Below are 12967 nucleotides of genomic sequence, written 5' to 3'. Positions count from 1 at the left end.
GCTTCGCCCTCCCCGTCGCTGCTCAGGACACCCCGTCCTTGGACACAGTGATGGCAACCGTGAACGGTGAAGTGATCACTCTGGGCGATATGATCTCTGTTCATGCGGGGCTGCAGCCGCAGTACCAGCAGTTGCCCGTTGACACACTGTTCAGCAGCATCCTTGACCAGCTGGTACAACAGACCGCACTCGCACAGAGCCTGAACGGCGAAGTTCCACAGCACGTTGAAATAGCCTTGAATAACGAACGTCGCACTTTGTTGGCCTCAGAAGCGCTGGAAGCCTTTGTTGCAGGAAATGAGGTGAGCGACGAAGACTTGCAGGCTGCGTATGACGCGCAGTTCAGCAGCTTTGTCGGCGAGGACGAATACAACGCCAGTCACATTCTCGTGCCAACCGAAGAAGAAGCCAAGGACATCCGTAAAGAGCTGACCGACGGAGCGGACTTTGCTGAAACCGCCAAAGTGAAATCTACCGGCCCTTCGGGCGCGTCCGGCGGCAGCCTTGGTTGGTTTGGTGCAGGTCAGATGGTCAAACCTTTTGAGGATGCGGTTGCCGAACTGGCCGTGGGCGAAATTTCCCAGCCCGTGCAAACACAATTTGGGTGGCATCTGATCATCCTCAACGATGCGCGCAAAAGCGAAGCCCCCACTTTTGAAGAAGCCCGTCAGGAGCTTTTGAACAACGCACAACGCACCGCCGTTCAGGCCTTCATTGCCAAACAGGCCGCGGCCGCCGAAGTGGATCAATCCGGCGCCGATGCGGTGGATCCAAACCTGCTTCTGCGCAAAGATCTCCTCTTCCCAAGCCAAGAGCAGAACTAAGCCATGGGTGAAATTACGCATGTCTCCCCGCTCGCTCCTGAGGCGTTTCCGGATCTCCCAGTGATTGAAGGGGTCTCTTTTGCCGCTGTGGCAGCCGGGGTGAAATACGCGGATCGCAAAGACGTTATGTTGGCGCATCTTGCCCCCGGCACAGCAGTGGCCGGAGTCTTCACCCGTTCCGCAACCCGCTCAGCCGCTGTACTGGATTGTCAGGAAAAAATCGGACATGATAGCGCGGCAGGCGCCGCGATTGTTGTGAACGCGGGCAATGCCAACGCCTTTACCGGCAAGAATGGAGCCACGGCCACCAAAGCGGTGACCAATGCGGTTGCTGCATGTCTTGATGTGCCAGAAGGCCGTGTCTTCTCCTCCTCAACCGGGGTGATTGGCGAGCCTCTGCCACATGATCGGATCACCGCCAAATTGGAGGCTCTGAAGGCGCAACTGGACCCGACCGCCATTGATCAGGCGGCTGAGGCCATTCGCACCACAGACACTTTTGCCAAGGGAGCAACACGCACCATTGAGGTGGATGGGAAGGCTGTGAAGATCGCTGGCGTCGCCAAAGGGTCTGGTATGATCGCCCCAGATATGGCGACCATGTTGGTCTATATCTTCACTGATGCGGCCATGCAGCGTGCAGATTTGCAATCCCTGGTGTCAGAGCTCAACCAGAGCACGTTCAACGCCATCACGGTCGACAGCGATACCTCCACATCAGACACGCTGTTGGTCGCGGCAACCGGGGGCTCTGGCGTGGAGGTCACAGCCGACAGCGCGCCATTTAAGCAAGCTTTGCACGACGTTATGCAAGAGTTGGCGCATCTGGTTGTGCGCGACGGAGAGGGCGCGACCAAATTTGTTGAAGTTCGCGTCACCGGCGCAGCCTCCGCAGATGATGCGCGGATACACGCCATGGCCATCGCGAATTCACCTTTGGTCAAAACAGCCGTTGCAGGCGAGGACCCCAACTGGGGCCGTGTTGTCATGGCCATCGGTAAGTCCGGCGCTGCAGCAGACCGTGACCTTCTAAGCATTCGCTTTGGCGACATTCTGGTGGCGGAGCAGGGCTGGGTCTCTCCCACCTATAAAGAAGAGGATGGGGCAAACTACATGACACAGCAAGAGCTGCTCATTCATGTTGATTTGGGACTCGGGGATGCAGAGGACACCGTGTGGACCTGCGATCTCACCCATGGATATATCACAATCAACGCGGATTATCGCTCGTGAAAACTGTACTTGTCGCCGCTGTCACCCTGATTGACCCAGAAGGGCGCATTCTTCTGGCACAGCGCCCAGAAGGCAAATCCATGGCGGGTCTTTGGGAATTTCCGGGAGGCAAAGTTGAAGCCGGAGAAACACCCGAAGCCGCGCTGATCCGGGAATTGCAAGAGGAACTGGGGATCGACACCTGGGAGAGTTGCCTGGCTCCCCTGACCTTTGCATCACACTCATATGAGGACTTTCACCTCCTGATGCCGCTATTTGCTTGTCGCAAATGGCAGGGTATTCCCCAAGCGAAGGAAGGTCAGACTCTCAAATGGGTCCGTGCTCAAAATTTAAAGGATTATGAAATGCCGCCCGCCGACATTCCATTGATTCCGATGATTCGAGACTGGGTTTGACGCAAAAACCGCGCAAAACACCTATTTTTGAGCGGAAAAAGCGTGCGCTATACGAAAGAATATCTTCTTTTTTTAATAGCGCACGTTAATATGACATATGCATGACAGAAGTTGTGCACGAAAAATTAACCAAACCGATGTGTATTGGATGTCAATCAAATGGGGATTTTTGACATGCTTAAGACTATCACTGTAGGCAGCTGTGTTTCGATCCAAGGTCCGGTCGTAAAGAACCTTCCTGATGGACGTGTTTCCATCCGCGTGGGTGACAAAGTTTACTCCGGTAAGCCGATTTCTTAATCACAGCGACACGAGCAAGAAAAAAGGGCCGCCCTGAACAGGCGGCCCTTTTTCTATGTGAGCTCTCTCGCGGCGCGTACGCTGGATCAATCCAGCGTACGAGTCACTTCTTCGCGTTCGAAAATCTCGATCACATCATTTGGACGGATGTCATCGTAGTTTTCAAATGCCATACCACATTCCTGACCGGACTGAACTTCAGGCACTTCGTCCTTGAAGCGTTTCAGTGTCTTCAGCGTGCCTTCGTGAATCACCACATTGTCGCGCAGCAGACGTACACCTGCGGAACGACGCGCAACGCCCTCGGTCACAAGACAACCAGCCACCTTGCCAACACCGGTCACTTTGAACACTTCTTTGATGTTCGCATACCCAATGAAGTTTTCGCGGATCTCCGCGGAAAGCAAACCAGAGGCTGCCGCTTTCACATCATCCACAAGGTCATAAATCACCGAATAGTAGCGGATCTCCACACCTTTTTGGTTGGCAGTATTGCGGGCGGAGGCGTTTGCACGAACGTTAAAGCCCATGATCGGCGCGCCACTGGCTTCGGCCAGCCCAACATCCGTCTCGGTGATCGCACCCACACCGGAGTGCAGCACGCGCACGCGCACTTCGTTGTTCCCGATTTTTTCCATCGCCTGAACAATCGCTTCAGCGGAACCCTGCACGTCAGCTTTCACAAGGATCGGCAACTCGGCGACGGTTTCGTCTTCCTTGGCCTTCTGCATCAGTTGTTCAAGCGTGGTCGCTGCACCCGCGGCTGCGCGCTTGTCCTTGGCAACCTGAGCACGGTATTCCGCGATCTCACGCGCCTGCGCTTCGGTCTCGGTCACGTTCAGAACGTCGCCTGCTTCCGGTGTGCCGTTCAGACCCAGCACCTCAACAGGCACAGACGGACCGGCCTCTTTGACGCGCTCACCCTTATCGTTGATCAGCGCACGGACCTTACCGTATTGCTCACCCACAACAAAGATATCACCTTGGCGCAAAGTGCCTTTCTGAACAAGAACGGTCGCCACGGGGCCACGGCCCACATCCAGCTGAGCTTCGATGACAGCACCCTGTGCGGCACGATCTGGGTTCGCTTTCAGCTCAAGAATCTCAGCCTGCAGCGCAATGGATTCCAACAGCTCGTCCAAACCTTGGCCAGTGTGTGCAGACACTTCCACATCCTGCACTTCACCAGACATCGCTTCCACGATCACTTCGTGCTGCAGAAGCTCCGCGCGCACTTTGTTGGGATCTGCGGCTGGTTTGTCGATCTTGTTGATCGCCACGATCATCGGCACTTCGGCCGCCTTGGCGTGGTTGATCGCCTCAATGGTCTGCGGCATGACGGAATCGTCTGCGGCAACTACCAGAACAACAATATCCGTCACCTGTGCACCACGCGAACGCATGGAAGTGAAGGCCGCGTGGCCCGGAGTATCAAGGAACGACAGCGTCACGCCATCATCGGTTTTCACCTGATAGGCACCGATGTGCTGGGTGATGCCACCCGCTTCGCCAGACACAACCTTGGCATCACGAATCGCATCCAGAAGCGAGGTTTTGCCGTGGTCCACGTGGCCCATGATGGTGATCACTGGCGGACGGGACTGCAACTCTTCGTCTTTGTCCTCAACATCGGAGATCACATCTTCCACGTCCGCATCGGAAACGCGCACAACCTTGTGACCAAACTCTTCGATGATGAGTTCCGCAGTATCCGCATCAATGGTCTGGTTCTGCGTGACCATCATGCCCATTTTCATGAGCTCTTTCACAACGTCAGCAACACGCTCGGCCATACGGTTGGCAAGCTCAGAGACCATGATCGCCTCTGGAAGCTGCACATCACGCACAACCTTTTCGCGCTCAACCGCGCTGCCCATGGCTTTCTGGCGCGCACGCTCTTGCTTGCGCTTCATCGCAGCCATAGAGCGGTGACGATTGTTCTCACCACCGGTGGCCTGGCCCAATGTCAGCTTACCAGAACGGCGACCGTCATCACGCCCCTTGCCCCGACCACCACGCTGTTCGCGCTCGCGGTCTGCCTTACGCTGTGTTGGCTGTGGCGCAGGTTTGTTGGTTGGCGCACCACGACCTTGCGGCGCAGCTTCTTTCTTGGGTGCGGCAGCTTCGGCAGCTGCGCGTTTCGCGACCTCTTCGGCCTCTTTTTTCTTACGCTCTTCGTCTTCGGCCTTTTTGCGCGCACGCTCTTCGGCTTCACGCTGTTCGCGCTCTTTGGCTTCTGCTTCCAGACGGCGACGCTCACGTGCCTCGGCACGGGCTTTTTCTTCCGCCTCACGTTTTGCGGCGTCTTCCGCTTCACGTGCTTTCGCGGCCTGCAGCGCCTTCAGGCGGCGCTCCATTTCCGCATCTGAAATGCCAGCTGGCCGACGGTTGGGATCACCACCGGCTTTGGGAGAGCCACCGCCCGTTTTCGCCGCACCGGGTTTTGGCACCACAACGCGCTTGCGCTTGGTTTCCACCACGACATTTTTCTTGCGTCCGTGGCTGAAGCTCTGCGTCACGTTGCCAGGGCGGTTGCCACCGCGCAGACCCAAGGTTTTTTTACCGTCGTTATCGCTCATCTGGCTGTCTTGTCCTTCCCGGAGGCCGATGCCACCGTATTTTCCCGTACGCCTTTTAATCTTAGGGCTTCCTCTACAACACGATTTGTGAGTCCGCCAGACGCAAGCGCTCCATGTATCACAGTTTGTCGCCCAAATGCCAAACCCAACTCGGCGGCAGTGAGCCAATCTATGTGGTGCCCCCCATAGGGAGGCCTCAATTTTGTTTTGCCACGTTCAGAGCCATCGCTCGCCTGCAGCAGGACTTCGGCTACATCTTTGGTCAGCCAGTCCTTTACTTTTTCAAAGCCCGTCACCGCCTCGCCCGACTTTCGCGCCAGGCTGATCAAATCAACGGTGCGGCGCCCCAATTGGCGAGACACCTCTTCGACCAAATCTTCCGGCACAGTGACCTGCTGCTTGGCAGCACGGGCAAACACACCTTTCTTTCCTGCCTTTGCGAGCGCATCAGCTGAGGCTGTGACCCACATTCCGCGACCGGGCAGCTTGCCGGTTACGTCCGGCACAACTTGTCCTTCCGGGCCAACCACAAAACGGATCAACCCTTCTTTGGGGGCCACAGCGCCGGTGACAATGCACTTGCGCTCTGGCGTGTCTCCCTTTTTGCCGGGACGGCCACCGCGGCTCATCGCGTGTCCTCTGAGACCTGAGATCAGGCCTCAGCCTCCTCAGAAGCACCCTCTTCGCCGTCTTCTTCGGCCTGAAGCTCCTCAGGATCAACCCAACCCAACACGATACGTGCGGTCATGACCATATCCTGCGCTTCTTCCAGGCTGATGCCAAAAGGCTCAAGCACCCCGTCATCCTTCACACGCTCGCCATTTACGGAAGTCCAGCCACCGGCAAGCTCCCAATCGGCACAGGTCGCAAAATCTTCGAGATTCAAAACGCCATCTTTGGCGAGCGCTTCGATCATCTGGGGTGTCAGACCCTCAAATGCAACCAGGCTGTCCTGTACACCAAGCTCACGGGCCGCATCCAGAGCCGCTTTGTTCTGTGCATCGATGTAGTCACGGGCGCGCGCCTGCAGCTCATTGGCAGTGCCTTCATCCACGCCGTCGATGACCAGAAGTTCATCAACTTCGACGTAAGCCACTTCCTCAAGGTTGGTAAACCCTTCGGAAACCAGAAGCTGTGCAAAGAACTCGTCGAGATCCAAAGTGTCCATAAACAGCTTGGTGCGCTCTTCGAATTCTTTCTGACGACGCTCGGATTCTTCCGCTTCGGTCATGATGTCGATGTCCAGAGCAGTCAGCTGGCTGGCAAGACGCACGTTCTGACCACGGCGACCAATCGCCAGAGACAGCTGCTCATCCGGCACCACAACTTCGATTTTGCCCGCTTCTTCATCAAGCACAACCTTGGACACTTCTGCCGGTTGAAGCGCGTTCACCAAGAAGGTTGGCTGATCTTCGTTCCATGGAATGATGTCGATCTTTTCACCCTGAAGCTCGTTTACAACCGCCTGTACGCGCGATCCACGCATACCAACACAGGCACCCACTGGATCAATAGAGCCGTCGTGGGAGATCACGGCGATCTTGGCACGAGAGCCCGGATCACGTGCGACAGCCTTAATGTCGATAATGCCATCATAGATTTCTGGCACTTCCATTTTGAAGAGCTCAGCCATGAACTCGGGCGCGGTGCGGCTCAAGAAAATCTGATGGCCGCGCGGTTCACGACGCACCTCTTTGATATAAGCGCGCACACGATCACCGGAGCGATAGCTTTCACGGCCAATCTTGTCATTGCGGCGCAACACAGCTTCGGCACCGCCCAGATCAACAATCACATTGCCAAACTCTTCGCGCTTTACAGAGCCGTTGATGATGCTGCCTGCACGATCTTTGAACTCTTCGTATTGGCGATCACGCTCAGCTTCGCGGACTTTCTGCAAAATCACCTGTTTGGCGGATTGCGCCGCAATCCGGCCCATTTCAACTGGCGGCACTTCTTCCACAAACACATCGCCCACTTCGGGGTTTTCCATGTATTGCTTGGCCTGCTCTACGGTGAATTCCGCCTGATAGTTCTCCAGCAGCTCGTCTTCAACCACCGTACGCACCCGCGTGAAAGTTGCCTTCCCGGTGCGGCGGTCAATCGAAACGCGAATGTCCATCTCCGCGCCATAGCGGCTCTTGGCAGCGCGGGCGAGCGACTCTTCCATCGCCTCAACCACGAGACCCGGGTCGATCATCTTTTCGCGTGCGACCGCTTCGGCAGTTTGAAGCAGCTCAAGCTGGTTTGCAGAGGTGATTGCCATAGTCTTTACTCCTCGGACTCGCCGGACGTATCCTCGCCGGTCTCGATGTCGTCAAATTCGTCTTCGTTCAAAATGCCCGCTTCCTTGCGCGCCTTGAGCATTTCCTTGATCAATTCATCAGTCAGCACCAGTTTGGCATCCGCCAGCCAGTCAAAGCTCAGGCCAACCGTGACGGTTTCGCCCTGATTTTCGATATTGATCAGAACGTCTTCGCCCTCAATGCCTGCAAGCACGCCTTTGAAACGCTTGCGCCCATCGATCAACTCACTTGTTTCTATTTTGGCCTCATAGCCCTCATAGGCTTCAAAGTCCTTCAAGCGGGTGAGCGGCCGATCCACTCCCGGGCTGCCCACTTCCAGAGTGTAGGAATCCACCAGTGGGTCTTCCACATCCAGAATAGCGCTGATCGCATTGGAGATCTGGGCGCACTCATCCACTTCGATGCCACCGCCGGGACGCTCCGCCATAATCTGCAAAGTGTGAGTCTTGCCACCCATCAGGCGCAGACGCACCAGTTCAAAGCCCATGTCTTCGATGACAGGGGTCACAATATCCGCCAGCTTGCGGTCAATCGCCGCTTTGGCAATCAGGTCACTCATAGACGTGTTCCAAACACAAAAAAACGGGCCCGCGGCCCGTCGATCTTTCCCGGTGGTGCGCTCTGAAACTTCAAAGCACGCCGCTGTTGGGATGGATATACGTCGAAGGGCCTGAGTCTGCAAGGCCCAATCGCATTGGCCCTAGGTGCGCCACCAACGCTCCGCAAATCGCGCATTGTCGAGCCCGTACTGTGCCCCAACGGTTTGGGGCGCGGATACATTAGACCGAACCGCCTGAAGATGCTTGGCAAAGGCAGGAATAATCAAGCCACTTCTTTGCTGCACAAGCCTTTGCAGATCATCGTAATGTGTACGACGTTTCGCGGCATCGAGCTCCGAACGTGCGGCCCGCAACACAGTCTCAAACTGCGCATCTTGCCAACGAGAGTGATTCCAAAGCGCACCCGGTGCCAAATAGGTCGACATGGCCCAATCTTCGGTAGCGCGGCCTGCGGCAGCTTGCACTGAAACTTGACCTGTCTCCGACGCCACATCAACCACAACGCCCAGCGCAGCCAATTGAGAGCGAAACTCCGATACCATCAAAGCGGCGTTTTGGGAGCTTGCTGCCGAGACGTTGAGCGCCAATCGATCCACGCCAGCCCGCGCAAACAAGGCGCGCGCCTGCTCTGGATCATGGGCAACGGTAGAGGTTTCAATGTCAAAAAATGGATTGGCCGGACCAATAGGTGAGTCGGCTCCAACCTGACCAAAACCGGCCAGCGGGCCTGAGACGAATTTATTTCGGTCCAGCCCCAGTTTAACTGCACGGCGCACCAGCACTTGATCTCGAGCCGGCAGGCCATCCTGAAGGGCAAAGCTGTAGTGCTGATTGCCCTGAAGCGCCTGCAATGACACCCCGCTCAAATCATCACATTGACTCGCATGCGCCGGAGCAAGCTGCCCAACAACATCCACCATGCCTTCTAGCAACATATGGGTGCGTTCGGCTGGGTCACTGGAGTTGTGCAACACAAGATCGTCAAAGAAACCTGCCTTGCCGTCTTTGTAGTGCGACGTCACACGCTCCGCATGCAGCATGTCACCCGCGCGAAATTCACGCACACGATAAAGACCGGTCCCAATACCGTTCTGCATAGCCAGCTCAACATAGCCCGCAGGGTAGATCACCAGATGGTAATCCGACACAAGATATGGGAAATCCGCGTTGGGCGCCGAAAGAACAAACTGAATCTGATGTTGTGTCAGCACCTTTATCTCTGTGACATCACGCAACAAAGGTGCCGCCGGCGATCGGCTTTGGTCCCCCATATGCAGCGCGAATGAACGCACAACATCCTTAGCCACAAAGGGCTTTCCGTTGTGAAACGTCACACCCTTGCGCAGGGTGAATGTCCAGGTTTGCGCATCCGCGCTGGCATCCCAGCTTTCCGCCAGCTCTCCGCGCAGCGCGCCATCTGGCCCAATTTCAGTGAGACAATCAAAAACGGCCCCATGCGCCGCAGCCATCATAAAGAGGCTGTCATGGCTGCGCGTGTCCCAAGTGTCATTTGGACTGCCACCAGATAGAACGGCACGGAGCATTCCACCAGATTTGGGCATGTGCGCCGCCACAGACATCCCAGACGCCGCAAGCACACCTGCGGCGGCACCGGAAGTCAAAAGGCTACGTCTACTGATGCGTGACACAGGCACACTCCATGAATCTGGACATCGATCAGACGCGCTCAGGCCAGCAATGTCCAGCCGTTTTGCTAAATACGAGCCAATTCATCCATGATGCGCACGAGTTCTGCGCTGATACCGGGCTCTGACAAGGCGTGGCCCGCATTGCGGATCATGCGCAGGTCCGCCATTTGCCCCCAGGCTTTCGCGAGATCATGCGCCGCCTTGGGCGGACAGATCATGTCATAGCGCCCCTGAACGATGTAGCCGGGAATATCCTGCAGCACCGCCATGTTCTTCAGAATATGGCCATCCTGTTTCAGGAAGCCTTTGTTGCGGAAATAATGGTTCTCCAACCTAGAAAACGCGCGCGCATATTCTGCTGGCGGTTCCCCTCCGGCACCGTTTGAATACACGGAAGCCAGCGCATTTTCCCAACTGGCCCAGGCGCGCGCATATTTGATCTCTGTCGCACGATCCCCGCAAAACAAGCGGTGATGATAAGCCTCAATCAGATCATCCTGCTCTTCTTCAGGGACAAGATCAGCAAAGCGCGCCCATTGATCTGGCCAAAAATATCCTGCCCCGCCGCCATAGAACCAATCCAACTCACGCTTGGTCATCAGAAACACCCCGCGCAACACGAGACATACTGTCTGTTGCGGATGGGATTGCGCATATAGCAATGACAGTGTTGCCCCCCAACTGCCGCCAAAGACGATCCATTCGTCAATGTCCAGCGTAGTACGAATACGTTCCATATCCGCCACAAGGTGCCAACTGGTGTTGTGATCCACCCCAGCATGAGGGCGGGAGTGCCCGCAACCGCGCTGATCAAAGAGGACAATACGATAGACTTTGGGGTCAAAATAACGACGCATGGGCGGGCTGCTGCCGCCACCCGGGCCCCCATGCACCACGACAACCGGCAATCCATTTGGATTTCCCGATTGTTCGACGTAAATGCTATGCCCGTCGCCTACGTCCAGCATCCTCTGGTCAAAGGGTTCGACCGGAGGGTAAAGGTAGTGCACTGCGCGCTTTTGGCCCGAGTTTTTATCCATGTCCTACCTATATTGGTTGCGACGCCCAAATGAGCATGGAGAGTTCAAAATGCAAGCCACCAATACAACTGTAGACCCTGCAGAAGTGGCAAAATTCGAAGCCATGGCTGCGGAGTGGTGGGATCCAAACGGCAAATTCAAGCCGCTTCACATGCTGAACCCATGCCGATTGGACTATATTACGACCCAAATCGCGGCAGAGTTCAATCGCGACCTTTCTGCTGACTTGCCTTTCCAGGGCCTGCGCATCCTTGATATCGGCTGCGGTGGCGGCCTCTTGTCAGAACCCATGGCGCGACTGGGGGCTGATGTTGTCGGCGCAGATGCTGCAGGAGGCAATCTGCCCGTGGCCCGCCTGCATGCGGAGCAGTCTGGACTCACAATCGACTATCGCCACACCACTGCGGAAGATATGGCCGCCAATGGCGAACAGTTCGACGTGGTTCTAAATATGGAAGTGGTCGAACATGTCGCTGACCCTCTGAGTTATCTCACAGCCTGCCAAGAGCTCCTGAAACCTAGTGGGCTTCACATATGCTCAACCATCAACCGAAACCCGAAGAGTTTCGCTGTGGCGATTGTCGGTGCAGAATTCGTGATGCGCTGGCTGCCCAAGGGCACGCATGAATGGAATAAATTCATCACGCCAGACGAACTTTTTGCACTCATTGAAAAATCAGGGCTGTCCCCTGTTGACCGCAAGGGGTTTGTGTTCAACCCGATCAGCTGGCGCTGGTCAATTTCTGATCGCGATCTGAGCGTGAACTACGTCACCACCAGCATTAAATCTTAGACAACTCTTAATGCGTCTCTTCGAGCTTGAGGCGCAATTCACGCAAGATCGGGAGTGCAGCGCGCACCCGATCATCTCCCAGCTTACTGACCATATCATTGATGATCGGCGCCATACTTGCGAGCGCAGCATCCCGCGCCTGTCGCCCGGCCGGGCTGATGGCAACCATTTTGCGCCGTGCGTCATCCCAATCAGGACGGATGTGCACATAGCCCGCTGTTTCAAGCTTGTGCAGAGTGTTCGTCATCGCACCCCGCGTGAGATGGAAGGTTTTGGCCAACTGCGCAGGACTGCGTTCTGCATTGGAGCGGTCAAGGTGGTTGAGCACAGAAAAATGCGACAGCTCCATGCCCTTGGGTAAGACTTTTGACAAGCGGGAGCGGGCAAGCTGATCCACCATCAGAATTTCACCAAACAGGGTGATGGCCAATCCGCTCTTGTCGTTCATTCAGGGCCCGTCAAAATCTCGATCATGTTGCAGTGAAGGCACTTGCCTGCGCGCTTTCTGAACCAAAGACAGGTCGACATCAACAAGTGTTACACCCTTTGCCTCTCCGGCATCGGCCAAAACCTCTCCCCAAGGCGCAATGACCATAGAATGCCCATGTGTGCGGCGTGATTGACCACGCGTTGTAGGGTGCTGTCCCGTTTGCGCAGGCGCAATCACAAAACAGCCTGTCTCAATCGCACGGGCCCGCAGCAAGGTTTCCCAATGCGCGCGACCCGTCACGTGAGAGAAGGCGGCGGGCACGGTTAAAATTTCCGCGCCATGTTGCGCCAGTGTGCGATGGAGCGCGCCAAAACGCACATCATAGCAGATGCTCATGCCAAATGCGCCAAAGGGTGTTTGCGCAACAACCGCCCGGTTGCCCGGCCGATACCCATCTGACTCCCGATAGGTTTCCTCAGGTGTCACATCCACATCAAACATGTGAATCTTGTCGTAACGTGCAACAATCTCGCCTTTGTCAGACACCACAAAGGAGCGGTTGGCAAAACGCCCATCTGCATCTTCGGTTTTCAAGCCCAAACTGCCGACAAGTAGCCAGATGTCCAATTCCGCACACAGCGCCTGCAACGCTTTTAATGTGGCATCATCTTCTTCCGTTTGCAGTACCGCCTTCTGATGAGACCGGCTTGTGGACAGGCAATTCATCACTTCCGGCAAAAAGGCAAAATCCGCCCCCGCTTCTTTGGCCTCAAGAAGCATGCCTCTGGCCTGTCGAAGATTGTCTTCGGGCAGGTCAGATGAAGTCATTTGCAAAAGAGCTGCACGCATCTGATTAAA

Annotated in this window: 13 protein-coding genes; 5 read left to right on the top strand and 8 right to left on the bottom strand. The window is 55.9% G+C overall.

Going from position 1 to position 12967, the window contains the following annotated elements:
• The first annotated feature begins 50 nt into the window (after nucleotides 1–50).
• From SHM7688_RS04875 to SHM7688_RS20140, 4 genes are all read left to right on the top strand, one after another.
• Nucleotides 51–824 carry a peptidylprolyl isomerase gene (locus SHM7688_RS04875; protein ID WP_223229151.1) on the top strand — a complete coding sequence of 258 codons (774 nt, stop codon included), beginning with the start codon at nucleotides 51–53 and terminating at the stop codon, nucleotides 822–824.
• 3 nt (nucleotides 825–827) lie between these two features.
• On the top strand, nucleotides 828–2057 hold the full coding sequence (argJ, locus tag SHM7688_RS04870) for a bifunctional glutamate N-acetyltransferase/amino-acid acetyltransferase ArgJ (protein ID WP_058238844.1): 1230 nt from the start codon (nucleotides 828–830) through the stop codon (nucleotides 2055–2057).
• The gene (gene mutT / locus SHM7688_RS04865; RefSeq protein WP_058238843.1) at nucleotides 2054–2452 is read left to right on the top strand and encodes an 8-oxo-dGTP diphosphatase MutT; all 399 of its coding nucleotides are present in this window, start codon (nucleotides 2054–2056) and stop codon (nucleotides 2450–2452) included. The genes argJ and mutT overlap by 4 nt, the downstream gene beginning before the upstream one ends.
• A 174-nt stretch (nucleotides 2453–2626) precedes the next feature.
• Entirely contained in the window at nucleotides 2627–2752 is a 126-nt protein-coding gene (locus SHM7688_RS20140) for a hypothetical protein (protein WP_262975163.1), read from the top strand.
• An 86-nt stretch (nucleotides 2753–2838) separates the two neighbouring features.
• Here SHM7688_RS20140 and infB read toward each other — a convergent pair whose 3' ends face one another.
• The 6 genes from infB to pip form a co-directional block, all read right to left on the bottom strand.
• Entirely contained in the window at nucleotides 2839–5331 is a 2493-nt protein-coding gene (gene infB / locus SHM7688_RS04860) for a translation initiation factor IF-2 (protein WP_058238842.1), read from the bottom strand.
• Nucleotides 5328–5960, bottom strand: a complete 633-nt coding sequence (locus SHM7688_RS04855) for an RNA-binding protein (RefSeq protein ID WP_058238841.1) — start codon at nucleotides 5958–5960, stop codon at nucleotides 5328–5330. The genes infB and SHM7688_RS04855 overlap by 4 nt, the downstream gene beginning before the upstream one ends.
• Nucleotides 5961–5983: 23 nt before the next feature.
• Nucleotides 5984–7597: a transcription termination factor NusA gene (gene nusA, locus SHM7688_RS04850; protein ID WP_058238840.1), complete on the bottom strand. Its 1614-nt coding sequence runs from the start codon at nucleotides 7595–7597 to the stop codon at nucleotides 5984–5986.
• Between the two features lie 5 nt (nucleotides 7598–7602).
• Nucleotides 7603–8196: a ribosome maturation factor RimP gene (rimP, locus tag SHM7688_RS04845; RefSeq protein ID WP_058238839.1), complete on the bottom strand. Its 594-nt coding sequence runs from the start codon at nucleotides 8194–8196 to the stop codon at nucleotides 7603–7605.
• Nucleotides 8197–8337: 141 nt separating this feature from the next.
• Nucleotides 8338–9846, bottom strand: coding sequence for an ABC transporter substrate-binding protein (locus SHM7688_RS04840; protein WP_144432489.1), 1509 nt, complete (start codon nucleotides 9844–9846; stop codon nucleotides 8338–8340).
• 65 nt (nucleotides 9847–9911) lie between these two features.
• Complete coding sequence (pip, locus tag SHM7688_RS04835; protein ID WP_058238837.1) at nucleotides 9912–10886, bottom strand: prolyl aminopeptidase; 975 nt, start codon at nucleotides 10884–10886, stop codon at nucleotides 9912–9914.
• Nucleotides 10887–10935: 49 nt separating this feature from the next.
• On the opposite strand from pip, the gene ubiG reads away from it, so the two are divergent.
• Nucleotides 10936–11679 (top strand): bifunctional 2-polyprenyl-6-hydroxyphenol methylase/3-demethylubiquinol 3-O-methyltransferase UbiG, encoded by a 744-nt coding sequence (gene ubiG / locus SHM7688_RS04830; protein WP_058238836.1) that lies wholly within the window; start codon nucleotides 10936–10938, stop codon nucleotides 11677–11679.
• Between the two features lie 7 nt (nucleotides 11680–11686).
• On the opposite strand, the gene SHM7688_RS04825 is transcribed toward ubiG, so the two are convergent.
• Both SHM7688_RS04825 and SHM7688_RS04820 read right to left on the bottom strand, forming a co-directional pair.
• Nucleotides 11687–12127, bottom strand: coding sequence for a MarR family winged helix-turn-helix transcriptional regulator (locus SHM7688_RS04825; protein ID WP_058238835.1), 441 nt, complete (start codon nucleotides 12125–12127; stop codon nucleotides 11687–11689).
• Nucleotides 12128–12958, bottom strand: coding sequence for a carbon-nitrogen hydrolase family protein (locus SHM7688_RS04820; protein WP_058239016.1), 831 nt, complete (start codon nucleotides 12956–12958; stop codon nucleotides 12128–12130).
• Nucleotides 12959–12967 lie beyond the last annotated feature (9 nt).

This window comes from Shimia marina (genome assembly GCF_001458175.1).
In the GTDB taxonomy this organism is placed as follows: Bacteria; Pseudomonadota; Alphaproteobacteria; order Rhodobacterales; family Rhodobacteraceae; genus Shimia; species Shimia marina.
This window is presented reverse-complemented; position numbering and strand designations above follow the sequence as displayed.